Consider the following 23739-nt stretch of genomic DNA (forward strand, 5'->3'; position numbering starts at 1 on the left):
CCCGAGGAGACCCCCCGTCACGCCCGAGCAAGGAGAGCATCCATGGCAACTCGGCGCATCTATCTGGCCCGGCACGGAGCCGCCGACCCCTTCGGTGAACTGACCGGGACCGGACAACGACAGACCGAACTGCTCGCCCACCGCCTGTCGGACCTCCCGGTGGACACCGTCTGGCACTCGCCACTGCCCCGAGCCGTGCGCTCCGCGGAGATCATCGGGGACCGGCTGCCACGCGCGGCTGTACGGGAAGCGACCGAACTGATCGATCACATCCCGTACGTGCCGGCGCAGCCGCCCGCGGAGTGGGCACCGTTCTTCGACGGGTACAGCGCGGCGGAGGCTGCGGAGGCAGCGCGCCGGTCCACCGCTCTCACCACGCGATTCGCCCGCCCCGCCGACCAGGAGACGCACGAGGTGCTGATCACCCACGCCTATCCGGTGGCCTGGCTGGTCCGTGACGCCCTGGACGCCCCCGTGGAACGCTGGCTCGGCCTCAACTGCGGCAACGCCGCACTCACCGTCATCGAGTACCGCTCCACCTCGGCCCCGACCGTACTGCTCTACAACGACATGGGGCACCTGACGCCCGAACTCCGCTGGACGGGCTTCCGCGCGGGTGTGTGGCCCTGACAACACCCATGGGGTGAACGGGACTTGGCGCCCGGCGTGGCGAGTGCCCGGCGAGCCGTCGCGGCCGGGCGATAAGGCCGTGGGCACACCGCTCGCGGGCCTGACCGTGTCGGCGCGCGTCTACCGCGGCTGAGTGACGATCTGGACGAGGTTGCCGCAGCCGTCGTCGAGTACGGCGGTGGTGACGGGGCCCATCTCCACGGGTTCCTGGGTGAACCGGACACCGAGGTCACGCAGGCGTTCGTACTCCGCGGTCACATCCTCGACGGCGAACTGGGCGAGCGGGATCCCGTCACCGACGAGTGCGTCACGGTAGGGCTTCACGGCCGGGTGGACGGCGGGCTCGAGGAGGAGCTCGGTGCCGTCGGGGTCGTCGGGAGAGACGACGGTGAGCCAGCGGTGCTCCTCGCCCACCGGGACGTCGTGCTTGATCACGAAGCCGAGAACCTCGGTGTAGAAGCGCAGCGCCGCGGCCTGGTCGTCGACGAAGACGCTGGTCATATGGATCTTCATGGGGTGCTCTCCTCGGGTGCGGAATCTTTCGGTACGGGCCACCGCTCGGCGATCTGCCGCAACGGTGCCGTGTTCAGGTCATGGAATTTGTAGCGACCCTCCCGCCGGGTCTCGACGAGCCCGGCAGCCTCGAGCAGGGCAAGGTGCTGGGACACCGCCTGGCGCGACAGTCCGAGCCCGTGTTTCATGCTCAGCCGCGAGCAGATCTCGAACAGTGTCTGCCCGGGGCTCTCCGTCAGCTCGTCAAGGATCGTGCGGCGGGTGGGGTCGGCCAGTGCTTTGAACAGGTCGTCGGCCACATGGACAGCATAGGCAAGTTATGGCTTGCCTATCAAGTCGGGTGACGGACCGGCCCCTCGAGGGCATGAGAGTCGCGCCCGCGGGAACCCGGCCGCGCGACACCGTCGACCGCCCCCGCAGCAGAGACAGGCGGACGCACGACCGCACCACGACAGCAGTACGCCTGCGTACGGCAGCCGTACGGAGAAGGAGTCACCATGCCCGTCGCCGACTACTGCCTGGTGGTCGTGGACTGCCCCGACCCCGCCGCACTCGCCGGTTTCTATGCCGCGGTGCTCGGCGGGGAGATCCAGCAGGACAGCGAGGACTGGTACGACCTCTACGCGCCGGGCGGCCACCGCATCGCCTTCCAGCGCGCCCCCGAACACCGCCCTCCCCGGTGGCCCCGCGGCGACGACAACTCCCAGCAGTTGCACCTCGACTTCCACGTCAAGGACATGGGCAGCGCCGAGACGCAGGTACTCGCGCTGGGCGCCATGCCGCTGGACCTCGACGACCGCGACGGAGAGCGCGGCTTCCGGGTGTACGCGGACCCGGCGGGCCATCCGTTCTGCCTGTGCCGCGAGTGACGGCCGACGGCCGGGCTCCGACCCGTCGCCCGAAGAAGCCGCGCGGCCCGAGGAGGCCGTGGGAGACAGTGCCGCACCCTCCCCGACCTCGGCCACGGCCTGTTGCTTTTCGTTCCGCAAGTTATCGTGAGCAACGGCCGGGCCCGGTCAGTACGGTTCACCATCCGCGACGCCGTCCGCCGGGCCCTGCGCCGCCGGCCCGGCGTCGTCCTGCGCCGGGTATCCGACGAAGGGACGGACCGTCCATGACCCTCGACATCACAGCTCTTCGGGCTCATTTCCCCGCCCTGGAGTCCGGCATCGCGTTCTTCGACGGACCTGGCGGGACCCAGACCCCGCGCTCCGTCGTCGAGGCCATCGCCTCGACCATGACCGGCCCTCTCTCGAACCGCGGCACCATCAGCCCGTCGGAACTCAACGCCGAGGCAGCCGTGGCCGACTTCCGTGCCGCGTACGCCGACCTGCTCCACGTACCCGCCGCCGGCATCGTGCACGGACGCAGCGCCACCCAGCTCACCTATGACTTCGCACGACACCTGGCCAAGGACTGGCAGGCCGGCGACGAGATAGTCCTGAGCCGTCTCGACCACGACTGCAATGTCCGGCCCTGGGTCCAGGCGGCCGAGCGCAGCGGAGTGACGGTGCGTTGGATCGACTTGGACAGCGAGACCACGGAGCTCCAACTCGACTCCTATGAAAGGGTGTTGTCCGCTCGGACGCGGCTGGTCGCTGTCACGGCCGCCTCCAACGTGCTGGGCACCATTCCGCCCGTCCGCGAGATCGCCGATCGCGCACATGCGGTGGGCGCCCTGGTCCACGTGGACGGTGTGCACTACGCCGCACATCGTCCGGTGGACGTACCGGCCCTGGGTGCGGATCTGTTCGTGTGCTCGCCGTACAAGTTCTTCGGTCCGCACTGCGGCGTGCTCGCGGCCGCACCCGAACTCCTCGAGACGGTGCACCCCGACAAGCTCCTGCCGTCCACCGACACCGTGCCCGAGCGCTTCGAATTCGGCACGCTGCCGTACGAGATCCTCTCCGGTGCCACCGCCGCCGTGGACTTCCTCGCCACCCTCGCACCCCGCGCGGGCTCCACACGCAGGGAGCGGCTCACCCATTTCTTCGACGCTCTGCACACACACGAACGAGCCCTGCGCGGCGCCTTGGAGGCCGGACTCGGCGCCCTGGGTGACGCCGTCACCGTCCACTCGAGGGCGGCCGACCGCACCCCGACCGTCCTCATGTCACTCGTCGGCCGTGACGCCCGTGAGGCCCAGCGCCACCTCGCCGCACGGGATGTGGTCGCTCCCGCCGGGTCCTTCTACGCGTACGAACCTTTCACCGCACTGAAGTTGACGGATCCGGCGCTGCGTGTCGGCCTCGCGCCGTACAACTCGGCCGACGATGTGGAGCGGCTGCTCGACGGTCTGGGGTCTTTCGTCTGAGGCTCGGGTGCGCGTACGCGCGGGCGGGGCGGGCCCGTCGCGGGCCAGGTTTTCGCAAGTCAGGTGCGTTCAGATCGGCTCACCCTGCAGGTCGCCGTCGGGCGAGGATATCCACCCGGCGGGCAGTACGCCGTCGACCGGACCGCGCCTGACGCAGCGCCCGGCTTCGAAGAGCGCGGCCCGGTCCGTGAGCGCCCGTACGGCGGACAAGTCGTGGCTGATGAACAGCAGGGCCGTACCCGCAGGCGCCAACAACCCTGGCAGTGCGCCGAGTACGCGGCGGCGGGAGATCGTGTCCAGGGCCGACGTCACCTCGTCGCAGATCAGGAGGGACGGACGGGCCGTCAGAGCCCGTACCAGTGCACAGCGTTGAAGCTGGCCGCCGGAGAGCCGGCCGGGGGTGCGGTGGAGCAGTGTCTCGTCCAGGCCGAGCGCGCGGGCGGTCACGACCGCCTCGGCGGTCGCGTCCTCGACGCCGAGCCCTCTCAACAACCTTGCCGTATCGGCCAGTTGGGCGTGGACCGGCCGGTGGTCCTCGAAGGAGTCGGCACTGCTCTGGTGTACGTATTGCACGAGGCGGCGCTCCGCGGGCGGGCGGCGGTCGATGCGGGCGGGGATCCTGCGGCCGTCGAACCGCACTTCGCCCGAGGTGGGCGGGGTCAGCCCGGCAAGCACCCGGGCGAAGGTGGTTTTGCCCGAGCCGGAGGCGCCTAGCAGCGCGGTCCTGCTGCCGGGAGGGAACGCCATCGACACCGGGCCGGCCAGCGGATCGCCGGACCGGCGCCGCACGACGACCTCCTGGGCGACCACCTCCGAGCCGGACGCGGTGCCCCCTTCGGGATCCTCCAACTTCATTGATCTGTCCCCCAGTTCATGTTCCGCAGCCAACAGGTCCCTGGTGGCCCGCGGTCGCACACGCCGGTGCGGACGCTCGGTGGAGTCGCCGGAGCCGAGCACCTCGCCCGTCGGTCCCGAGTCCGCTGCCCGGCCGTGATCGAGGACGACGACACGGTCGGCCGTCGCGCGCACGAACGGCAGATCGTGGCTGAGGAGCAGCACTCCCGTGCCGTCGTCCGCGAGCGCCCGCACGGTGCGGGAGAGGTCGCGGGTGAGCAGCGGGTCGAGGCCGCTCGTCGGCTCGTCGAGCACCAGCAGACGTGCGCCCGTCACGAGGGCGGAGGCGAGTGCGAGGCGCTGCTGCTGGCCGCCGGAGAGCTGGTGCGGGAAACGTCGGCGTACCGCTGCCGGGTCCAGGCCGACGGCGTTCAGCGCCCGTTCCGCGGCGGCCTTGCGCGGCGCGCGTCCCGTGTGGCCGAGGGCGGCAAGTTCCGTCAGGGCACTGCCGTTTCGGCGCACGGGGTCGAGGACGGTCGCCGGGTGCTGAGGCAGGTGCGCGGCGCGGCCGGCGCGCCGCCGGGTTCGCGCGGCGGGCGTGAGACGCAGCAGATCCGTGCCCTCTAGGCGGGCCTGTCCGTCCAGTTCGACGCCGCTGCGCGCGGCGCCGAGCACGGCGAGTCCCAGCGTGGTCTTGCCGCTGCCCGAGGGGCCTGCCACTGCGAGCACCACACCGGGCTCGACGGTGAGCGCGATGCGGTCCAGGAGGGGCCGCGGGGCACCGTCGGCGTGCGCGGAGATCTCGGGGACGTTCAGGAGTTGAGGAACGGGCGTGTTCACCGCGGCTCCCTCTGCCGGGCGAGGGCCCGGTCCACGAGGAGGTTGCCTCCGATGCACAGCGCCGTCAGCAGCCCGGCGGGTGCCAGCACCGCGGCGGGCTGGGTGAACAGCGCGTCGCTGTTCCGCTCGATGAGGACGGCCCAGTCCGGGGAGGAGTGGGGCAGTCCGAGGCCCAGGAAGTTCGCGGACGCCAGCAGATAGAGCACCACCGAGAACCGTCCGGCGAAGTCGGTCACCAGCGAAGCGGTCAACTGCCGCGCCAGGTGCCGGAGATGGATGTACCCCCAGCCGTGCCCCTGCATCCGCAGCGCCTCGACGACCGTCCGAGTGCCGGGCGCGAGCGCGGCCGCACGGACCAGGCGCGCCACGGCCGGCACCTGGAGCAGTCCGGCGACCGTCACCAGCCAGTACCGGTCACGGTGTCCGGTGGCGGCCAACGTCATCAGGACCAGCAGCCCGGGAAAGGCGAGCAGCAGGTCAAGGGCGCGCATCACGCCCTCGTCGAAGGCTCGGCGCGGCCCCGCCGCGAGGAGGCCGAGCGGCACCCCAGCGACGGCACCGATCAGGAGCGCGCCCAGGGCACTGGCCAGGACCGAGGCGCCACCCTGCAGCACGAGGGCCAGTACGTCACGGCCCAGGACGTCGGTGCCGAGCGGGTGTCCCGCACCCGGCGGCCGGGACGGCAGCGCACCCGGTCCCGGTGTCGCGTCACCCGCCAGCCACGGGCCCAGGGCGGCAGCGGACACGGGTACGGCGAGGAGCAGCAGAGCGGCCCACGGGCGGCCCCGGCGCGCGGCGGCCATCGCCTGTGGTGCGGTCATGCCATGACCTCCCGTCGCGGCGCGAGGCGGTGGGCGACGAGGTCGCCGAGGAGGTTCACGACCACGGCCGTGCCGGTGAACAGCAGGGCGTACGCCTGGACTTGAGGCAGATCGCGGTTCTCCACCGCCTCGACGAAGCCACCCCCGAGGCCGCGGAAGCCGAACACGGCCTCCACCAGTACCGCGCCGCCGAGCAGCCCTTCGACACACCGGGCGTACTGCTGGGCGGCGGGGCCCATGGCGTTCGGCAGGACATGGCGCAGTACGACGGTGCGTTCCCGCATGCCGAGCAGGCGCAGATGCCCGGCGACCGGCCCGTGCCGCTCCGCTGCCACGCCGACGCGGATCTGCCGTGCCAGATCACACAGATGACGGGCGGTCAGAACGGCGACGGGCAGGACGAGCACGCTGGGCTGCGCCTGCAGCGCAGCGGTGTCCATGCCGACGGCGGTGGCCGGCAGCAGCCCTGCGGCGAGCGACACGGAGGCGACGAGCAACAGGGCGAGCACGAACTCCGGTACGGCATGGAGCAGTACGGCCGTGGCGTTCAGCACCCTGTCCATGCGGCTGCCCTCCCGTAGACCGCAGGCGGTGCCGAGCAGCGGTGCGAGCAAGGTGACCAGGGCCAGCGCCGGTACGCCGAGGAGCAGGGTGGCCCCGACGCGGCGCGCCATGTCGTCGCCGACGGGCAGTCCGGTCGTGAGTGACGTGCCGAGGTCTCCGCCGGCCAGGCCGGCCAGCCAGTGCACGAAGCGACTCAGCGCAGGCTCGTCCAGGCCCAACTGACTTCTCAGTGCTGCTACTTGCTCCGGGGTTCCGTGTTCGCCGCGGAGCACGTCCGCCGTGTCACCGGGGAGCAGCGTCCCCACGGCGAACACCGCGACCAGCACCACCAGGCACTGGACGACGGCGAGCAGTGTGCGCCGCAGGACGTACCCGCGCACGTCAGGAGATACGGACCCGGTCGAAGCGGGCCCAGTCGTGCGAGTTCGGCGGTGCGGCACGCAGTCCGCGCACGGAGGAGCCGACGGCGTCGACGGCATCGGAGAACGCCCAGACGAGCAGACCCGACTCGTCCCGGGCGATCTTCTGCGCGCGGGCGAGCAGGGCCAGGCGTTCCTGCTCGTCACGGGTGGTGCGCGCACGGTCCAGGAGCTTGTCGAACTTCTCCGAGACGTATTCGGTCTGGTTCCGGGCGGCTCCCCCGCGGACCCGCTGCTGCAGGAAGTCGGAGACGGGCAGCGTGGAGGTGGTGTTGAAGGCTGCGACGCCCTTCGTCTCGATCTCGCTGAAGTAGGTACTGGAGGCTCGGGTGTTGGCCGTCACCTTCAGACCCACCTCCTTGAGTTGACGTGCCATCAGGTCGGCGGCGGGCTGCCATGCGGCGTCCACCGAACTGGTCTGGATGGTGATGTGCAGGCCTTCGGCACCGGCCTGTTTCACCAGTTTCCGAGCCTGCGCGAGATCGCGTTCGCGGGCTTCGAGACCGTCCGGATAGCCGCGCAGCCCCATGCCGAACAGGTCGTTGCCCGGCTCGCCGTGTCCGGCCAGTGCGATCCTCACCAACGCCTCGCGGTCGATACCCAGTTGGACGGCCCGTATCAGCCGCGGATCGTCGAAGGGCTTGCGTCCGGTGCGCAGCAGCAACTGCTGGGCGGTGGCTCGCTTCGAGGTCAGCAGCCGGGCAGACTTGTCCTTCTCGAGGCGCTCGACGGAAGCCCCGGCCATGTCGGCGGCGTAGTGCACCTGCCCGGACAGCAGGGCGTTGAGCCTCGCCGACTCCTCGTTCGCGGGGACGATCTCCAGCTCGGCGATGCGCGGCGCACCGTCCCAGTGGTCCGCCCACGCCCGGTAGCGGGCGGTGCCGCCGGGGGTGAACGACACGTAGGTGAAGGGCCCGGAGCCGACCGGTTCGCGGAAGTCCGTCGTCCCGTCCGGGATGATCTCGGTGCCGGGACCGGCGAACACGGTGGGGAACTCGAAGTTGGGCGCCTTCAGTACGAAGACGACGGACCGCTTCCCGTCCGCCTTGCTCGCGTCGAAGTCGACTGCGGAGAGCAGCACTTGGGAGGGCGATCCGGTGTCCGGGTCGGCGGCGCGCCGGTAGCTGTACAGCACGTCCTCGGCGGTGACCGGGCCCCCGTCGTGGAACTGCGCCTTGCGCAGGCGTACGCGCCACCGGGTGCCGGAGGCGTCGCTCTCCCAGGACTCCGCGAGCCGCTTGCGCACCGACATGTCGTCGGCGTAGGTGCCGAGGGTGTCGTAGAGGGCTTTGGCCCGCGCCTGGTCGACGAAGTTCGGCGCGACGTGCGGGTCGAGGGTCTCCTGCGAGCCACCGGAGGTGAACGCGGCGCGGAACCTGTCGCCCTCTCCCCCGTCGCCGGTGTCGCCGCCGCACCCGCCGAGCAGGCCTGTCGAGGTGAGGGCCAGAGCGCCGCCGGCGGCCAGCACCCCTCTTCTGGTGGGTTCGGGGCGGTCGAACTCCGTCCGGGCACGCGTCGCCACGGTCGATCCTCTCCGGGGTTTCCTCGCCCCTGACGTCGGACCGGCGACGGGTCAGTCTCCTGGCTCCCGGATCATCGCTCGCCGCCGCCTTCCCGTCCGCAGCTGCGGACAGTGGCACGCCGGAGGGTCGCTTCCCGGTCACAGTGGCGGGACCGCGTCGGATTCACACCGACTTCCTGGTCCCCGTCGCCTCGTGCGCACATTGTGGCGTACGGGGTGGGGACGCCCGGGCGCGGGGCCGCCGGGGTACGGGTGGGCCGCGCCATGGTGGCACTTCCCAGCCCACGTACGGTGTTGCACTTGCCAGGGCTCTTCTCGAAGTCGGCTCATATGCGCCATGTGCATCCGCCATTTCTCCTGGCATCCTCGATCTCGGCAGCGTGACGTACCGGCCGGGCGGACGCCGTCCGCGACGAAGGGGGCGAGGATGAGCCGACTCGTGGTGATGGGCACGGTCGACCAGCAGGTGCGGCTGACGGTCGCGGACCTCCGCCACCGATGGCCCGCACGGGAGGCGGCCGTGACCTTCCACTGCGCGACCAGCGGTCCGCGGCACCACACCTTCCGGGGTCCGCTGCTGCGTGAGGTGATCGCGGCGGCCGGACCGGGATTCGACGCGTCCGGACGCAGGAACCGCTCCCGCTTCCTCCTCCAGGTCACGGGCGAGGACGGGCACGGCACCGTACTGTCCTGGGCCGAGATCGACGAGGACTTCGGGAACGCGCCCGTACTACTGGCCACGGAGCTCGACGGACGGGAACTCGACGCCCAGGGCAGCCAGTTGGTGGTTCCCACCGACCGCTGCGGGGCGCGCTACGTCAGCGGCATCAGACGGATCACGCTCGGCACCGCGCGCTGAACGATCCGGACTTCCCACCGCCGAGCCCGGAAGTCTTGGTGAATCCTCCATAGCGCCCAGCACCTGCGCCGGAGAATCCTCCGGAGAGTTGTAAATGCCAGGAAAACACGCCTACCGTGTCGCACATGCAGTCCTACACAATCGGTCAGGCCGCCCGGCTGCTGGGCGTCAGCCCCGACACCGCGCGGCGCTGGGCCGATGCCGGGCGGGTCAAGACGCACCGCGACGACAGCGGCCGTCGGCTGATCGACGGCCGTGATCTGGCCGCCTTTTCCATCGAGGTCGGCCGGACCGGCAACACCGAGGAGGAGGACGCCTCCTACACCTCGGCCCGGAACGCCTTCCCGGGCATCGTCACCGCCGTCAAGCTCGGCGACGTCGCCGCCCAGGTGGAGATCCAGGCGGGCCCGCACCGTCTGGTGTCCCTGCTGACCCGCGAGGCCGTCGAGGAGCTCGGTCTCGAGGTCGGCATGCAGGCCACCGCCCGGGTGAAGTCGACCAACGTGCACATCGACCGCACCTGAGCGACCGATCTCACCAGGGGCCCGCACCACCCGCCCGCTCGTCTCCACCACCGGGTGATGCGCCCCGCAGCCCCACCGCGTACCCACCGCGCAGGCTCCACCGTCCCGTACGCCCGCGCTTCCGCTCACCGGCGACACCGCCGTCTGCAGTCAGAGGAGCCCCATGTTCACCGCCGTCACGCCCCGACGCGTCGCTGCCGCGGCCGTCACCGCCGCCCTGCTCGTCCCGCTCGCCGCCTGCGGCAGCGACGACGACGGCAAGAAGGACACGGGCACGGGGAAGCAGTCCGGTCAGAAGACCCAGCTGACCGTGCTCGCCGCCTCCTCACTGACCGACGTCTTCGCGACGGCCGGCGCCGCCTACGAGAAGGACCACCCGGGCACCAAGGTGAAGTTCTCCTTCGCGGGCTCCCAGGAACTCGCCGCGCAGGTCGAGCAGGGCGCCCCCGCCGACGCACTGGTCACCGCCGACACCAAGACCATGGACGGCCTGACCTCGGACACCGGCAAGCCGTCGGTGATCGCGAAGAACCGCCTGGTCATCGCCGTCGGCAAGGGCAACCCGAAGAAGGTCAAGACGCTCGACGACCTCGCCGAGAGCCAGAACAAGGTCGTGCTCGCCGCATCCGAGGTGCCCGTAGGCCGGTACAGCAAGGAGATCCTGGACGCCCAGAAGATCAAAGTGAAGCCGGTCTCCCAGGAGCCCAACGTGCGCGCGGTCCTGAGCAAGGTCGAGCTCGGCGAGGCCGACGCGGGTCTCGTCTACAAGACCGATGTCACCGCCGCGGAGGGCAAGGCCGAGGCCGTCGACATCCCGGACGCACAGAACGCCATCGCCTCCTACCCGGCCGCCACCCTCAAGGCGTCCAAGAACACGGACGCGGCGGCCGAGTTCGTGAAGTGGCTGAGCTCGGACGAGGCGCAGAAGATTCTCGGGGACGCGGGCTTCCAGCAGCCGTGACCCCGCTGCTTCACCGGCCTGTCGACGGCGTCGGGCTGTCCGGCACGGGGGTGCGGACAGCCAGACGCCCGTCTCCCCCGCTCGCCCAGAACCGGGAACCGCGATGAGGAACATCCGCAAGGCAAGCGCCGACCCCGCAGCGGTGAAGCGATCCGGGCGCGCCCCTCGCTCCAAGGCGACACGCGCACCACTCACCCTCGCGGTGCCCGCCCTGCTGGCCATCGCGTTCCTGTTGCTCCCGCTCGTCGGCATCCTCTCCCGCACCGAATGGGGCGACCTGGGCACGCACCTGACCAGCCCCGCCGTCACCGAGGCCCTGACACTCTCGCTGTACGTGTCGTTCAGCGCCCTCGGCGTGTCCCTCGTGCTCGGCGTTCCGCTGGCCTGGCTGCTCGCGCGTGTCGAGTTCCCCGGCAAGACCCTCGTACGGTCGCTCGTACTGCTTCCGATGGTGCTGCCGCCCACGGTGGGCGGAGTCGCGCTCCTGCTCGGCTTCGGGCGGCGCGGGTTGCTGGGGCCCTGGCTGGAGGACACATTCGGCGTCGTACTGCCGTTCAGTACCGCCGGTGCCGTGGTGGCCGCGACGTTTGTCGCCATGCCGTTCCTCGTGATCAGCCTGGAGGGCACGCTCGCGGGCATGCGCCCCTCGTACGAGGAGACGGCGGCCTCGCTCGGCGCCTCGCCGGTACGGGTGTTCTTCACCGTCACGCTGCCGATGGTCGCCCCCGGGCTTGCCGCCGGGGCTGCGCTCACCTGGGCACGGGCACTCGGCGAGTTCGGCGCGACCATCACCTTCGCAGGCAACCTGCCGGGATCCACCCAGACCCTGCCCCTGCAGGTCTATCTCCTCCTCCAGGACCAGCCCGAGGCAGCCACCTCGGTGTCTCTGCTTCTGCTGGCCATTGCGATGGCCGTCCTGGTGGCGCTGCGCGGACGCTGGACCGGTGGAGGCTCGCCCGCTCGTAGGGCGCAGGACGCCGTCACAGGCCGTGAAGAGCCGGGCGAACCTCCGGCGGCCACAGAGGAACGGACCGCCCCGGCACCCGAGGGGGACGCCCCGCGATGGCCCCTGCACGCCGACGTCACCGGCTTCAACCAGCTCACCCTCGACGCGGCACCCGGCACCACCATCGCCGTCGTCGGCGAGAACGGCGCCGGCAAGACGACCCTCCTGCGCGCCCTGCTCGGCCTCACTCCCCGGGCCCACGCGCGGCTGCAGCTCGGCGACACGGACGTCACCGCTCTCCCCCCGCACAAGCGCGGCGTGGCCTGGGTCCCGCAGGACGGCGCGCTGTTCCCGCACCTGAACGCCCTGTCCAACACGGCATACGGCCTACGAACCCAGGGCGTACCGCGCACCGAGGCCCGACGTGCCGCACAACAGTGGCTGGACCGGCTCGGCGTCGGACACCTCGCCCGCCGCAAGCCCGCCCAACTCTCCGGCGGCCAGGCCCAACGCGTCGCTCTGGCCAGGGCATTGGCGCCCGATCCGCGGCTGCTGCTGCTCGACGAACCGCTCGCCGCCCTCGACCAGACCACCCGCGCCCATGTCCGGCACACCCTGCGCACCCACCTGTCGGGCTTTCGTGGCGTCTGCCTGATCGTCACCCACGACCCCGTGGAGGCCGTCTCACTGGCGGATCGTGTCCTCGTACTCGAAGACGGCCACACCCTGCAGGACGCCACGCCCTCGGAGGTCACCCGGCATCCGCGTTCCCCCTGGGTGGCACGGATGCTGGGCCGCAACGCCCTTGCCGGGACCGGCACTTCGCAGGGCACCCTCGCGCTCGCCGACGGCGGCCACCTCGTCGTGGCCGACCCGCCGGCCGAGGGAGCGCATGCGCTCGCCATCATCGCGCCCGAGGCGGTATCGCTGCACCGCGAGCACCCGGAGGGCTCCCCCCGCAACGTCCGGCCCGGAACCGTCCGGGAGATCACATCACTCGGCAGCCGGCTCCGCGTCCTCGTGGCCGGCGACCAGGCACCCGACCTCGTCGCCGAGATCACCCCACAGGCAGCGGCAGACCTCGAACTCGCCGACGGCACGCCCGTCTACACGAGCGTCAAGGCCACCGAGATCACCCTCGTGGCCACCTGAGGAAGCGGGCCTCGGACCCGGTCATCCCCGCTCGCCTCCGCGTACCCCGTCGGTCGCCGGATCGACACTCCTCAGCAGGTACGTATCCATGATCCAGCCGTGCCGGGCACGTGCCTCGGCCCGCAACTCCCTGATGCGTTCGGACACTTCACGCAGCGGACCGGCGACCAGGAGCTCGTCCGGCGTACCGAGGTAGGCACCCCAGTAGATCCACACATCGTCGCTCTCGACGTCCGTGAACGACTCGTGCGCGTCGAGCATGACCACGATGTCGCCGTCGTCGCCCCGACCCACGTCACCGAGGCGGCGGGCCGGGGTGATGTGCAGGGGCCGGCCCACCTGGTTCAAGGGAATGCGGTGCCTGGCGGCCAGCGTCGAGACGCTGCTGATCCCCGGCACGACGTCGACGGCGACCGACACGTGACCGCGGGCCTCGATGTCGGACAGAATCCCGAGCGTGCTGTCGTACAGCGACGGATCGCCCCACACGAGGAACGCGGCGGTCTCCCCCGCCGCCATCTCCTCGCGCAGCAGGACCTCGAAGATCTCCCCGCGCCGGGTACGCCAGTCCTGAACGGCCGAGGCGTAGTCGCTACGCCCCATGGGGCGCCGGTCCCGGCTCGGGTCCTCCACCTCGACGACGCGGTACGGGCTCTGCGCGTGCTCCTCGATCATGCGATGCCGCAGATCCGTCAGCACCGCCTTGTCCGGCCCCTTGCCGACGACGAAGAACACATCGGCCCGCCGCATCGCCTTCACCGCGGCGAGGGTCAACTGGTCCGGGTCCCCCGCTCCGATACCGATCACGAGTACGCGTCGTCGCTCCATGCTCATACCCGCAGTCTCGCAGGCCCGCCGCCTGACGGCGGCCGCGACCAGTGATGGCGGGCCGCCTGCCCGAGCGCGTGACGCCCGCGAGCAGCCGAAGCGGCCGTCAGGAGGCCGTGGCGACCTTCCACAAGTGGCCGTCAGGGTCACTGAAGGTGCCGTAGTACCCGCCCCATTCGGTCGCGGACGCCTCCAGCACTGCGGTGGCGCCCGCAGCCACCGCAGTGCGCATGACCTCATCCACCTCGTCCCGCGAGTCGGTGATGAAGTGCAAGGACGCCCCACGGAACCCGGATCCGTCCGCGGGGACTCCGGCGTCCTCCGCCACGGAATCCCAGGCGTACAGCGCAAGTGACGAGGACCCCTCACCGAGGCTGCACCTGACGAACCCGGGGAACTCCTGTTCCACCGCGCAGCCGAGACCTTCGACGTAGAACGTCTTGGCGCGATCCACGTCCTGGACCCCGAGCATGATGACACTGACCTTCAGCTGAAAACTCATGGCGGTGAGAATAGGGCGTGGGGCATGAACGCGTCGGCCGAAACACAGAGGAATTCCAGTACCGATCGAGCAGCGCCAGAGCGGATTCGCCGCTATCGGCCGGCGGCCCGGTCGATGACACCGGGCAGCACACATGAGTGTGCCCTCCGTCGACGACGGAGGGCACACTCATGCCGGCGGGTTCAGCAGGAGCCGACCCATTCGACCTTCGAGACGTGGCGCTCGATGAAGCTGGCGCTGGCGCCCGGGGTGGCGACGGGACTGTCCGTCGAGTGGTAGGTGTGGCAGTCGGTGCGGTTCTTCTCGGGGCTGTCCGGATAGTGGTACGTGTACCGGACGTGGTCGGCGCCCGGGTACCGCTTCCCGTTGTTGAAGGCGGCGTGAGTGGTGAATTCGCCGCCCTTCCAGTTACCGGCGGTCTTGAAGACGATCCTCGATTTGACCGAAGTCTTCTCGTAGAAACAGATATAGCCGGACGGGCATCCGTAGAGCGTTTTGGACGGGCTGGCCTGTACCGTCCCGGCACCGGTGAGACTTGCGGTCAGAGCGAATGCACCGGTGGCGGCAAGGATGCCCAGCGTGCGCTTGGCCATGAATTCCCCCTTGGGATCGTGCCTTTGCGTCAGTCATCCTGCACGCCGAACGGGCCGGGGCGAACCTCTGACCTCTCAGGCTCCGGCACAAGCCCCCGAACGGCCCAACTGGGATTCCGCCCACCCTCCGGGCCCCTCGGCAGGGTGGGACGACATACGCCTGTAGTCCCCCTGTCGTAATCCTTCTGCATGGTTGATCGTTGGGCGGTCGACACGAGCCGTGAAACGCCGAACAGGGGGACGAACCGTGACCATCAGCCGCAGAGGATTGCTCGGGACGGGCGCGGCATTGGGGCTGCTGACCGCATGCGGATCCAACACGGGCCGGGAGGAGGGAGGTTCGGGCAGCGGACCGAAGCTCTCGCAGTGGTACCACCAGTACGGCGAACAGGGCACCGAGCAGGCCGTGAAGAAGTACGCGGCCGCCTACAAGAAGGCGAACGTCAGCGTTCAGTGGCGGCCCGGGAACTACGACGAGCAGACCGCCGCCGCCCTGCTCACCGATTCCGGCCCCGACGTCTTCGAGGCGAACGGGCCCTCGCTCGACCAGATCCAGGGCAAGCAAGTCGTCGACCTCACCGATCTGTTCGAGGGGGTCAAGGACGACTTCAACCCGGCCGTGCTCGCCCCCAAGACGTACGACGGCCGGATCTGGGGTATCCCCCAGGTCGTCGACATGCAACTGCTCTACTACCGCAAGAGCCTGCTCGCCGACGCCGGTGTCGCGCCGCCGAAGACCCTCGACGCACTCGTCGATGCGGCGAAGAAGCTCACCTCGAAGAAGGTGAAGGGCCTGTTCCTGGGCAACGACGGAGGCGCCGGTGTGCTGGGCGGCACTCCGCTGTTCGCGGCCGGGCTCGAACTGGTCACCGACGACGGGAAGGTCGGCTTCGACGACCCGGCCGCGGCTCGCGCCCTGGGCAAGATCCGCCAGTTGTACGCCGACAAGTCGCTGCTCCTGGGTGCTCCGGCCGACTGGTCCGACCCCTCGGCGTTCGTCCAGGGGTTGACGGCCATGCAGTGGTGCGGATTGTGGGCGCTGCCCACGGTGGAGAAGGAGCTCGGCGACGACTTCGGCGTCCTGCCGTTCCCCAAGGACGGCAGCGCGGGCGAACCTGCCGTCCCGGTCGGCGCGTACGCGGCGGCGGTCAGCGCCCGGAGCAAGCACCAGAAGGCCGGCAAGGACTTTCTGAAGTGGCTGTGGATCGACAGCACCGACCGCCAGGAGGACTTCGCTCTCGAGTACGGCTTCCACATTCCGGCCCGCATCTCGCTCGCGAAGAAGGCCGAGAAGCTTCGGACGGGTCCGGCGGCCGACGCCGTGCGGTACACCACGGACCACGGCCACGCCGAGCCGCTGCTCTGGACACCGGCGAGCAGAAGCTCCTATCAGGACGCACTCAGCCGCATCATCAGGGAGGGCGCGAACCCGGAGAGCGAGCTGAAGAAGGTGGTCCGCAAGGTGTCCGCGGAGCTCGGGCGGGTGAAGAAGAAGTCGTGACCGCGCAGAGCCCGCGTGCCCAACGCCCCACTGAGCGTAGGAGGTTGTGGGGAGCCCAGAACCGCACACTGTGGTTCTGGGTGTTCGTCGGGCCCTTCCTCCTGGGCCTGGGCGTCTTCACGTACATCCCGCTCGGCTGGAGTCTGTACCTCAGCTTCTTCGACGCGCAGAACACCGTCAATCCCAGCGACTTCGTCGGCTTCGGCAACTACACGGCGATGCTGCAGAACGACGCGTTCACCGACAGCCTGTGGACGTTCCTCGTGTTCTCGCTCTTCATCGTGCCGACGACGTACGCCCTCTCGCTGGCGCTCGCCCTCATGGTCAATCGGCAGCGTCACGCGCAGGCGTTCTTCCGCTCGGTGTTCTTCCTGCCGGCTGCCTGCAGTTATGTGGTGGCGGCACTGATCTGGAAGATGTCGATCTTCAACGGGGTGCGGTTCGGACTGGCCAACACCCTGCTCGGCTGGTTCGACCTCGATCAGGTCGCCTGGTTGGCGACGACGGATCCGCCCTGGTACTGGGCGGTGATCGTCACGGTGCGGCTCTGGCTGCAGGCCGGCTTCTACATGGTTCTCTTCCTGGCCGGTCTCCAGCGGATCAGTCCCACGCTCTACGAGGCGGCAGCCGTGGACGGGGCACGGCCGGGCTGGCAGGTGTTCCGGTACATCACGTTTCCACAGCTCAGGGCCACCTCCGTGGCAGTCGTACTGCTCCTGGTCATCAACGCCTTCCAGGCGTTCGACGAGTTCTACAACCTGCTCTCGGACGCCCGCGGGTACCCGCCGTATGCCCGACCACCGCTCGTGTACCTCTATTACACGGCGCTCGGGCAGGGGCAGAACCTCGGCCTCGGCAGTGCGGGTGCCATCCTTCTCGCCCTGATCATCGCCGTGGTGACGGTGGGGCAGGCGAAATGGTTCGGACTCGGGAAGAAGGAGGCGTAGTGAGAGACGACTCGAGAGTCCGGGCGGGGCGCGCACTGCGTCTGTCGCTGTTGATCGCGCTGGCCCTCCTGTTCCTGATCCCGTTCTATCTCCTGGTACGCAACGGGCTCTCGTCGGAGAGTGACATCACCTCGCCGGAGTGGACCTTCTTTCCCTCGTCGCTGCGCTGGGGCAACATCAAGGAGCTGTTCGACGACACATCCGTGCCGTTCGCGCGCTCGCTGCTGAACTCCTCGCTGATCGCGGTGGCGACGACGCTCGGAACACTCCTGCTCGCCTCGCTGGCCGGCTACGGTCTGGCCCGCATCCCCTACCGTCACGCGAACAAGGTGTTCTTCGCGATCCTCGGCACGCTGATGGTTCCGGCCTCGGTCACGTTCGTGCCGACCTTCGTGCTGGTCTCGTCCCTCGGCTGGGTGTCGACGATGCGCGGGCTGATCGTGCCGACCCTGTTCTCCGCCTTCGCGTGCTTCATCTTCCGGCAGTACTTCCTGGGATTTCCCAGGGAGTTGGAGGATGCGGCCCGGGTGGACGGTCTGGGTTACTGGCGTACGTACTGGCAGGTGGTGGTGCCCAACTCCCGTCCGGTCTTCGCCGCGGTGGGCACGATCGTCTTCATCGGCGCGTGGAACTCGTTCCTTTGGCCGTTGGTGATCGGTCAGGACCGCGACTCGTGGACCGTGCAGGTGGCGCTGTCGTCCTTCACCACGTCACAGGTGATCAGGCTGCACGAACTGTTCGTCGCGGCAGCCGTGTCGATCGTGCCGCTGCTGGTGGTGTTCCTGTTCTTCCAGCGGTGGATCGTGGCCGGGGTGGAGCGGTCGGGCATCGACGACTGATCCACCACCTCCCGCGCCGACGACGTCCGCGGGGCCTTCAAGTCCCGTGCCGGGTCTGTCCGTTGTGTCGTCGAGACTGGTCACCCCGCGCACGACCCGCGCCCGGCACCTACGACCTCCGGTCTGGACCAAACCCTTGACGGGCCTTCGAGCACGCCCTTATATCAAGAGGTGAAAGATGTGACGGGAGAGGTTCCGTGATGCGTTCACCTCTCGACACACGCACAGCCTCAAACACGGACATGTCATGCACATGCCCCCCACGAAGTGATGTGATGACCGTGCACACCCCCACACGCCATGTGCGACGGCTTTCCAGGAAACGTCGTGCCGCACTCGGCGCCATCTCCCTGGCCTGCTGCTGTGCCGTCGCGGCAGCCCTGCCGTCCGGGGCCTCGGCCTCACCCGAAGCCCCCCGTTCGGCCGACAAGAAGGCGTCGGCGGCCGCGTTCGCCGACGAGTTCGACGGCCCGGCCGGGTCCCCGGTGGACAGCAGCAAGTGGCAGACGGAGACCGGCGACAACGTCAACAACCACGAGCGGCAGTACTACACACCGGGCGGCGACAACGCCCAACTCGACGGCGAGGGCCACCTCGTCATCACCGCCCGCAAGGAGAATCCGTCCAACTACCAATGCTGGTACGGCACCTGCGAGTACACCTCGTCCCGGCTGAACACCGCGAACACGTTCACCCAGACCTACGGGCACGTGGAAGCCAAGATGAAGATCCCGCGCGGCCAAGGGATGTGGCCCGCCTTCTGGATGCTCGGCGCGGACATGGGTGATGTCGGCTGGCCCGCAAGCGGTGAGATCGACATCATGGAGAACGTCGGCTTCGAACCCGGCACCGTACACGGCACGCTGCACGGCCCCGGTTACTCCGGCGGAGGCGGCATCGGCGCCGACTACTCGCTGCCCGGCGGCGAGGACTTCGCCGACGACTTCCACACCTTCGCGGTGGACTGGGCCCCCGACTCCATCACCTGGTCCGTGGACGGCAACGTCTTCCAGACCCGGACCCCCGCCGATCTCGACGGCAAGGAATGGGTCTTCGACAAGCCGTTCTTCCTGATCCTCAACCTCGCGGTCGGCGGCGACTGGCCCGGCGACCCCGACGGCGGCACGACCTTCCCGCAGGAACTCGTCGTCGACCACGTGCGCGTGGAGACCGACGACGCCGCCCCGCCGGCCTGAACACTCCGCGGCCCGGGTGGTGACCTCACCACCCGGGCCGTGGTCCGTACGTGGTCAGCCGTCAATCTCCGCCCACGCGTCGGGCCGAGTGCCGTCGACGTCGGTGACGCCGTAAGCCCTGGCGAGGTCGGCGGCCGTCACCGACTGCTGGTTCCAGCGCGCCCGGTCCGCATCCCCGGCCAGCGCGGCGATGCCCCTGCCGACGAAACACGGCGACTCGGACGCCGCGAAGCCCGCGGGAGCGGCCGGGTACCCCGCAACGCTCCCGTCCAGGGCCTCGCGCCAGTTCTCCTCGGTGACCCCGAAGTTGTCCAGCATCATCTCCGAGCGGAGCCAGCCGGGGGTGACCGCCAACGCCGTTGCCCCGTACGGCGCGAGCTCGTGCCCCTGCGAGAAGCCGAGCCGGTTCACGGCGACCTTCGCCAAGTCGTAGTACACGGAGATCCGGTACTGCTCGGCGTTGTACGCGGTGGTGCCGTCGGTGATCTCCACGAGCAGCCCTCCCGGCCGGTCGACGAGCAACGGCACCAGGTGGTGCGACGTGACCAGATGGGTGTCGATCGCCAGGCGCAGGATCCGCAGGCCGGTGTCGAGATCGTGCTGCCAGACAGGCGTGTTCCACGTCGGTGGCGGGCCCTTGAGTACCTCGGCACCCCAGATGCTGTTGACCAGGACGTCGATGTGGCCGTAGTCCTTCCGCAGCCGCTGCGCCAGGCCGGCCACCTGGCCGGACTCGAGGTGGTCGACCTGGATCGCGACTCCCGCCCCGCCGAGCCGGGTGACCAGGTCGGCAGTCTCCTCGATCGTCTCGCCGCGGTCGTAGTCGGACCGGATGGAGGCATCCCCACGGCTGCTGCTGCGTCCCGTGCAGATCACCGTCGCTCCGGCCTCGCCCAGAGCCGCAGCGATACCCCTGCCCGCGCCGCGCGTGGCACCGGCGACCACCGCCACCTTGTCCCTCAGTGCACCGTTTCCTGACAAGTCCATGGTGAGAGCCTCCCAGCCTCGCGTTCGCATGCCGATGCGACATCCCGGTGGGGTCGTGAGCCGCAGGCGATCCGCGCGTCGTATCGGTTCGGCGGGTACGCAACCCGGTCTGGCCTGCGGTGCCGTGGGCCCCTTCGTCCACGGCTCACCATTGGCGGCTCACCGTCGCCTTGCCCCCGGTCACCAGGGTGGCAGGGGGTACGTCGTCGGTGACCACCGCGCCCGCGGCGACCACGGCATCGCGGCCGATGGTGACGCCCGGCAGGATCATGGCGCCGGCGCCGATCCACGCGTTCTCCTGTACGTCGATGGGGCCTCCGCTCAGCCAGCCCCGCCGCTCCTGAGGGTCGACCGGGTGGCCGACCGTGATGAAGGTGGCCTTCGGCCCGACCATCACGCGCTCGGCCAGGCGAATGCCGGCGTAGTCGAGGAACGTGCAGTTCTGATTGATGAACACCCGCTCTGCGAGCTCCAGTCGGAGTCCGTGGTCGGTGTAGAAAGGCGGATAGACGGTGACTCTGTCCGGCAGCGGCTTGCCGAGGATCCGCTCGAACAGGTCCGCCTTTCCCGCCTCGTCGTCGAAGGGCAGGACGTTCAGGCGGGAGGTCAGTTCGGTGGCGTGCAGGACGCGTTCGGACATGGCCTTGAACTCGGGGCTGTGGATGCGCATCAGACGGTCGTTGGACATGCACGATCCCTATCACTGCGCGCGCGCCACGGTCTCCGCCGTGTACCTCGGGGGCCGGGGGTGTCAGCACGGTGGCCTCCGCCGCGGAGTGCGGCGGAGGCCGTGGAGTGCGCGCGGGTGCGGTCGCGTCAGTCCGGGACGTTGTCCTCGAAGGTGGTGCCCGAGGAGCGGTAGGAGTCGACCTTCGCCTGTACTTCGGCCGGGGTCAGCGCCTCGTCCTTGACGTGCAGGACGTAGTCGACCTGCTGGTCGTACGCACGGGCCTCGGTGGAGGTCTGGCCCTCGAGGTCGATCAGCCACTGGTTGAAGTAGATGCCCATGGGGCGTTCGGGCAGGTACTTGGCGTCGTGGGTGCCGAAGAGTTCACCGTCGATGTAGTACTTGATGGTGCTGTCGTCGATGGTGAACACGACGTCGTGCCAGCCTTCGAAGCTGGTACGGGACTCGGTGTGCTGGTTGACCACCTCCCAGGGGTCGGGGCGGAACGTCTCCCACGAGGTGGTGAACAGGACGTTGTCCGTCTCGCCCCAGCCGCCGTTGGGCAGATACTCGAAGTCGTACTCCGAGTAGTCGTCGGCCATCGGAGCAGTGAGGTCGTTGAGCGAGAAGAACGCCTGGACGAGGCGATCGCCGTCGGGGCCGGACTTCGGCGCGTCGGAGAACTTGATCCGTGACGCGTAGGTGCCGTCCTTGAACTTCATCTTCTGGGAGAGGAGTTCGGCCTGCTCGGTCGACTCGGGTGTGCCGGCGGTGGAGGTCTCCAGGTTCATCACGGAGTTCTCGCCTTCGGTGGCGAAGGTGATGTTCTCCGGTGACCAGGTGGCTCCGGGGACGCCGGGACCGCCGGAGTTGCTGCGGACGCTCCAGCCGTTGGCGGAGATCGCCGGGTCGCTGTGCGAGGTGTAGTTGAAGTCGTCGAAGAGCGCTTCGCCTGCGGCGGCCTTGGCACTGCGCTCGCCGCGGCTGTCGTCGCTCGCCTGGGCGGTCGCCGTCAACGTGACTGCGGCGAGTCCGGTGACGGTGGCCACGGCTACGGCGATGCGCAGGTTCCTGGGACGGGCTCGGTGGGCGGGGTGACGTCGACGGATTCGTGGGGCTCCGGACACGGTGTTCCTCCTGGTGGGGGGCTACTGCGGGGGTTGTGCCTGTGTGCAGCCCCGCCGCGACTGGCGCGGCGGGGCGGTCGGCGTCGTCGCGTACCGGTTGAGGCGCGACGGGATGAGGGGGCGGTGGTGGACGCCGAGGGCGTCGAGACGGGCCGTATGGACGTGCAGGCGGGGCAGGAAGTCCCGGGACCAGGAGGTCTCGCCGGTCCAGGAGCGGTCGGCCAGAGCGCACAGACGGGGGAACGACTGGTACTCGATCTGCTCAGGACCGGGCACGAACTCGGTCCACAACTGGGCCTGCGCGCCCAGGATTTGGGCAGCCTCTCCGGGATCCCAGTCATTCGGCGCCGGATCGTGCGCGTGCACGGCGCGCAGGTCGACGACGGCGCCCGGCTGGCCAGGCGGTTCGCCGGGGTCGGCGGACTGGGCGTAGTCGAGGTAGGTGGCGAGGTAGTGGGCCATCACCACCTGATGGCCGCGGCGGGCGGCGGCCCGGCCGTGTGCGGGGTCGCGCCAGGTCATGACCGTGAAGCCGGGCGGCAGTTCGGTGCCGGTCTCCGCCCAGCCGACCGGACTGCGCCCTCGGGCGAGCAGGTGCTCCCCGATGCGGCCCATGAACCAGCCGTGCAACTCCTTTGTCCCTGCCAGGCGTTCGGTCGCCATGCGCTCCTGCGCCGACGGGCTTCGTTCCCATTCACCGGTCGGGCACTCGTCGCCGCCGATATGGACGTACGGGGACGGGAAGACGTCCATGACCTCGTCGAGGACGGTGCGGCAGAAGTCGAGGGCCGCGTCGTGGACACCGAGGGTCGTGTCGCAGACACCCCATTCGGTCCAGACGTCGAGCGCCCGGTCGGGGTCGTTGCCGAGTGCCGGGTAGGCGGCCAGCGCGGATCTCACGTGGCCCGGCATCTCGATCTCGGGGACGACGGTCACTCCGCGTTCGGCCGCGTACGCCACGATGCCGGCGAGCTCGTCCCTGGTGTAACTCCCGCCGTGCGGAACGCCGTCGTACGTGGTGCTGCCGGCGGGCCCGACCATGGAACGGGCGCGGTGACCGCCGACCTCGGTGAGCTTCGGGTAGGCGGCGACGGGCATCCGCCAGCCCTGGTCGTCGGTGAGGTGGAGTTGGAGGACGTTCAGTTTGTGGAAGGCGAGCAGGTCGACGTAGTGGCGTACGTAGGAAGCGGGCTGGAAGTGGCGGGCGACGTCCAGCATGACGCCACGCCAGGAATGGCGGGGCACATCGGTGATCTCGGCACAGGGCAGCTGCCAGGTGATACCGCGCCGCGGGGTGGCCGACAGGGCCTCGGGAGGCAGGAGCTGGCGGATGGTCTGGATGCCGCGCAGGAGCCCGTCCGGTCGGGCAGCACGGAGCAGTACGCCGTTCGGACTGATGGTGAGGCCGTAGCCTTCCGCGCCGAGGCCGGTGAGCTGCGGGTCGAGGGCCAGGACGAACGCTCCGGTCGCGGAGGGGCGCAGTTTCAGGCCGGTGGCGGGGGCGAGGAGCATGCGCAGGAGGTGCGCGGCGTCCTCGGCGCCGGGGGCTGCGCGCACGGTCGTGTGCCGGTCGAGGGGGAAGTGACCGGGCCGGGGTGAGTACCGGCTCGGTCTCGGGACCAGGGAGATCTCGGCGCGTGGTGCGGACACAGG

General features: G+C 69.8%; 23 protein-coding genes, 1 pseudogene and 1 riboswitch. Of the genes and pseudogenes, 11 read left to right on the forward strand and 13 right to left on the reverse strand.

Annotated elements, in window-relative coordinates; genetic code table 11:
* The first annotated feature begins 42 nt into the window (after nt 1-42).
* Entirely contained in the window at nt 43-630 is a 588-nt protein-coding gene (locus DSC45_RS04055; protein ID WP_119287165.1) for a histidine phosphatase family protein, read from the forward strand.
* Nucleotides 631-750: 120 nt separating this feature from the next.
* Here the strand turns inward: DSC45_RS04055 and DSC45_RS04060 are convergent, their stop codons facing one another.
* Complete coding sequence (locus DSC45_RS04060; protein WP_119287166.1) at nt 751-1143, reverse strand: VOC family protein; 393 nt, start codon at nt 1141-1143, stop codon at nt 751-753.
* On the reverse strand, nt 1140-1442 hold the full coding sequence (locus DSC45_RS04065) for an ArsR/SmtB family transcription factor (protein ID WP_119287168.1): 303 nt from the start codon (nt 1440-1442) through the stop codon (nt 1140-1142). The genes DSC45_RS04060 and DSC45_RS04065 overlap by 4 nt, the downstream gene beginning before the upstream one ends.
* 198 nt (nt 1443-1640) lie before the next feature.
* On the opposite strand from DSC45_RS04065, the gene DSC45_RS04070 reads away from it, so the two are divergent.
* Both DSC45_RS04070 and DSC45_RS04075 read left to right on the forward strand, forming a co-directional pair.
* A complete protein-coding gene (locus tag DSC45_RS04070) occupies nt 1641-2012 on the forward strand; it encodes a VOC family protein (protein ID WP_119287170.1) in 372 nt (123 codons plus the stop codon).
* Nucleotides 2013-2257: 245 nt separating this feature from the next.
* Nucleotides 2258-3457 carry a cysteine desulfurase-like protein gene (locus tag DSC45_RS04075; protein WP_119287172.1) on the forward strand — a complete coding sequence of 400 codons (1200 nt, stop codon included), beginning with the start codon at nt 2258-2260 and terminating at the stop codon, nt 3455-3457.
* 69 nt (nt 3458-3526) lie between these two features.
* On the opposite strand, the gene DSC45_RS04080 is transcribed toward DSC45_RS04075, so the two are convergent.
* Genes DSC45_RS04080 through DSC45_RS04095 form a run of 4 tightly spaced genes read right to left on the reverse strand, consistent with a single transcriptional unit; the run spans nt 3527 to nt 8457 of the window.
* Nucleotides 3527-5131 carry an ABC transporter ATP-binding protein gene (locus DSC45_RS04080; protein WP_119287174.1) on the reverse strand — a complete coding sequence of 535 codons (1605 nt, stop codon included), beginning with the start codon at nt 5129-5131 and terminating at the stop codon, nt 3527-3529.
* On the reverse strand, nt 5128-5952 hold the full coding sequence (locus DSC45_RS04085) for an ABC transporter permease (RefSeq protein ID WP_240434446.1): 825 nt from the start codon (nt 5950-5952) through the stop codon (nt 5128-5130). The genes DSC45_RS04080 and DSC45_RS04085 overlap by 4 nt, the downstream gene beginning before the upstream one ends.
* Nucleotides 5949-6896, reverse strand: a complete 948-nt coding sequence (locus DSC45_RS04090; protein ID WP_119287175.1) for an ABC transporter permease — start codon at nt 6894-6896, stop codon at nt 5949-5951. Before DSC45_RS04090 ends, DSC45_RS04085 begins: the two co-directional genes overlap by 4 nt.
* A gap of 1 nt (nt 6897) precedes the next feature.
* Nucleotides 6898-8457 (reverse strand): ABC transporter substrate-binding protein, encoded by a 1560-nt coding sequence (locus DSC45_RS04095; protein WP_240434447.1) that lies wholly within the window; start codon nt 8455-8457, stop codon nt 6898-6900.
* Between the two features lie 52 nt (nt 8458-8509).
* A riboswitch (cobalamin riboswitch) is annotated at nt 8510-8638 on the reverse strand.
* A gap of 246 nt (nt 8639-8884) precedes the next feature.
* Between DSC45_RS04095 and DSC45_RS04100 the strand changes: the two genes are divergently transcribed.
* From DSC45_RS04100 to DSC45_RS04115, 4 genes are all read left to right on the forward strand, one after another.
* Complete coding sequence (locus DSC45_RS04100; RefSeq protein ID WP_119287179.1) at nt 8885-9316, forward strand: molybdopterin-dependent oxidoreductase; 432 nt, start codon at nt 8885-8887, stop codon at nt 9314-9316.
* 125 nt (nt 9317-9441) lie between these two features.
* The gene (locus tag DSC45_RS04105; RefSeq protein ID WP_119287181.1) at nt 9442-9840 is read left to right on the forward strand and encodes a TOBE domain-containing protein; all 399 of its coding nucleotides are present in this window, start codon (nt 9442-9444) and stop codon (nt 9838-9840) included.
* Nucleotides 9841-10003: 163 nt separating this feature from the next.
* The gene (gene modA, locus DSC45_RS04110) at nt 10004-10801 is read left to right on the forward strand and encodes a molybdate ABC transporter substrate-binding protein (RefSeq protein WP_119287182.1); all 798 of its coding nucleotides are present in this window, start codon (nt 10004-10006) and stop codon (nt 10799-10801) included.
* 103 nt (nt 10802-10904) lie between these two features.
* Complete coding sequence (locus DSC45_RS04115; RefSeq protein WP_119287184.1) at nt 10905-12899, forward strand: ABC transporter permease; 1995 nt, start codon at nt 10905-10907, stop codon at nt 12897-12899.
* Between the two features lie 21 nt (nt 12900-12920).
* On the opposite strand, the gene cobF is transcribed toward DSC45_RS04115, so the two are convergent.
* The 3 genes from cobF to DSC45_RS04130 form a co-directional block, all read right to left on the reverse strand.
* Nucleotides 12921-13733: a precorrin-6A synthase (deacetylating) gene (gene cobF, locus DSC45_RS04120; RefSeq protein ID WP_119287186.1), complete on the reverse strand. Its 813-nt coding sequence runs from the start codon at nt 13731-13733 to the stop codon at nt 12921-12923.
* A gap of 100 nt (nt 13734-13833) precedes the next feature.
* Nucleotides 13834-14229, reverse strand: a complete 396-nt coding sequence (locus DSC45_RS04125; protein WP_119287188.1) for a VOC family protein — start codon at nt 14227-14229, stop codon at nt 13834-13836.
* Nucleotides 14230-14411: 182 nt separating this feature from the next.
* Complete coding sequence (locus DSC45_RS04130) at nt 14412-14822, reverse strand: hypothetical protein (protein ID WP_119287189.1); 411 nt, start codon at nt 14820-14822, stop codon at nt 14412-14414.
* A 247-nt stretch (nt 14823-15069) separates the two neighbouring features.
* Between DSC45_RS04130 and DSC45_RS04135 the strand changes: the two genes are divergently transcribed.
* The 4 genes from DSC45_RS04135 to DSC45_RS04150 all read left to right on the forward strand — a co-directional run bounded on the left by DSC45_RS04135 (nt 15070) and on the right by DSC45_RS04150 (nt 19305).
* Complete coding sequence (locus DSC45_RS04135) at nt 15070-16323, forward strand: ABC transporter substrate-binding protein (protein ID WP_205571239.1); 1254 nt, start codon at nt 15070-15072, stop codon at nt 16321-16323.
* A gap of 44 nt (nt 16324-16367) precedes the next feature.
* Nucleotides 16368-17270 carry a carbohydrate ABC transporter permease gene (locus DSC45_RS04140; protein ID WP_240434448.1) on the forward strand — a complete coding sequence of 301 codons (903 nt, stop codon included), beginning with the start codon at nt 16368-16370 and terminating at the stop codon, nt 17268-17270.
* A complete protein-coding gene (locus DSC45_RS04145; protein ID WP_119287193.1) occupies nt 17240-18109 on the forward strand; it encodes a carbohydrate ABC transporter permease in 870 nt (289 codons plus the stop codon). Before DSC45_RS04140 ends, DSC45_RS04145 begins: the two co-directional genes overlap by 31 nt.
* A 275-nt stretch (nt 18110-18384) precedes the next feature.
* Nucleotides 18385-19305, forward strand: coding sequence for a glycoside hydrolase family 16 protein (locus DSC45_RS04150; protein WP_119287195.1), 921 nt, complete (start codon nt 18385-18387; stop codon nt 19303-19305).
* 54 nt (nt 19306-19359) lie between these two features.
* Here DSC45_RS04150 and DSC45_RS04155 read toward each other — a convergent pair whose 3' ends face one another.
* The 4 genes and pseudogenes from DSC45_RS04155 to DSC45_RS04170 form a co-directional block, all read right to left on the reverse strand.
* Nucleotides 19360-20292, reverse strand: coding sequence for an SDR family oxidoreductase (locus tag DSC45_RS04155; protein WP_119287197.1), 933 nt, complete (start codon nt 20290-20292; stop codon nt 19360-19362).
* Nucleotides 20293-20437: 145 nt separating this feature from the next.
* Entirely contained in the window at nt 20438-20980 is a 543-nt protein-coding gene (locus DSC45_RS04160; protein ID WP_119287199.1) for a DapH/DapD/GlmU-related protein, read from the reverse strand.
* Between the two features lie 128 nt (nt 20981-21108).
* Nucleotides 21109-21903 (reverse strand): annotated as a pseudogene (locus DSC45_RS04165) (glycoside hydrolase family 16 protein); the annotation flags it as partial.
* Between the two features lie 204 nt (nt 21904-22107).
* Entirely contained in the window at nt 22108-23736 is a 1629-nt protein-coding gene (locus DSC45_RS04170; RefSeq protein ID WP_119287202.1) for a beta-N-acetylhexosaminidase, read from the reverse strand.
* Nucleotides 23737-23739 lie beyond the last annotated feature (3 nt).

This window comes from Streptomyces sp. YIM 130001 (assembly GCF_003574445.1).
Taxonomy (GTDB): domain Bacteria; phylum Actinomycetota; class Actinomycetes; order Streptomycetales; family Streptomycetaceae; genus Streptomyces.

What these genes read in the sequence shown, in the direction of transcription:
- DSC45_RS04055 (WP_119287165.1), top strand. Translation starts at nt 43, where the DNA reads ATGGCAACTCGGCGCATCTATCTGGCCCGGCACGGAGCCGCCGACCCC.
- DSC45_RS04060 (WP_119287166.1), bottom strand. Translation starts at nt 1,143, where the DNA reads ATGAAGATCCATATGACCAGCGTCTTCGTCGACGACCAGGCCGCGGCG.
- DSC45_RS04070 (WP_119287170.1), top strand. Translation starts at nt 1,641, where the DNA reads ATGCCCGTCGCCGACTACTGCCTGGTGGTCGTGGACTGCCCCGACCCC.
- DSC45_RS04075 (WP_119287172.1), top strand. Translation starts at nt 2,258, where the DNA reads ATGACCCTCGACATCACAGCTCTTCGGGCTCATTTCCCCGCCCTGGAG.
- DSC45_RS04085 (WP_240434446.1), bottom strand. Translation starts at nt 5,952, where the DNA reads ATGACCGCACCACAGGCGATGGCCGCCGCGCGCCGGGGCCGCCCGTGG.
- DSC45_RS04100 (WP_119287179.1), top strand. Translation starts at nt 8,885, where the DNA reads ATGAGCCGACTCGTGGTGATGGGCACGGTCGACCAGCAGGTGCGGCTG.
- DSC45_RS04105 (WP_119287181.1), top strand. Translation starts at nt 9,442, where the DNA reads ATGCAGTCCTACACAATCGGTCAGGCCGCCCGGCTGCTGGGCGTCAGC.
- modA (WP_119287182.1), top strand. Translation starts at nt 10,004, where the DNA reads ATGTTCACCGCCGTCACGCCCCGACGCGTCGCTGCCGCGGCCGTCACC.
- DSC45_RS04115 (WP_119287184.1), top strand. Translation starts at nt 10,905, where the DNA reads ATGAGGAACATCCGCAAGGCAAGCGCCGACCCCGCAGCGGTGAAGCGA.
- cobF (WP_119287186.1), bottom strand. Translation starts at nt 13,733, where the DNA reads ATGAGCATGGAGCGACGACGCGTACTCGTGATCGGTATCGGAGCGGGG.
- DSC45_RS04125 (WP_119287188.1), bottom strand. Translation starts at nt 14,229, where the DNA reads ATGAGTTTTCAGCTGAAGGTCAGTGTCATCATGCTCGGGGTCCAGGAC.
- DSC45_RS04130 (WP_119287189.1), bottom strand. Translation starts at nt 14,822, where the DNA reads ATGGCCAAGCGCACGCTGGGCATCCTTGCCGCCACCGGTGCATTCGCT.
- DSC45_RS04145 (WP_119287193.1), top strand. Translation starts at nt 17,240, where the DNA reads ATGGTTCGGACTCGGGAAGAAGGAGGCGTAGTGAGAGACGACTCGAGA.
- DSC45_RS04150 (WP_119287195.1), top strand. Translation starts at nt 18,385, where the DNA reads ATGACCGTGCACACCCCCACACGCCATGTGCGACGGCTTTCCAGGAAA.
- DSC45_RS04155 (WP_119287197.1), bottom strand. Translation starts at nt 20,292, where the DNA reads ATGGACTTGTCAGGAAACGGTGCACTGAGGGACAAGGTGGCGGTGGTC.
- DSC45_RS04160 (WP_119287199.1), bottom strand. Translation starts at nt 20,980, where the DNA reads ATGTCCAACGACCGTCTGATGCGCATCCACAGCCCCGAGTTCAAGGCC.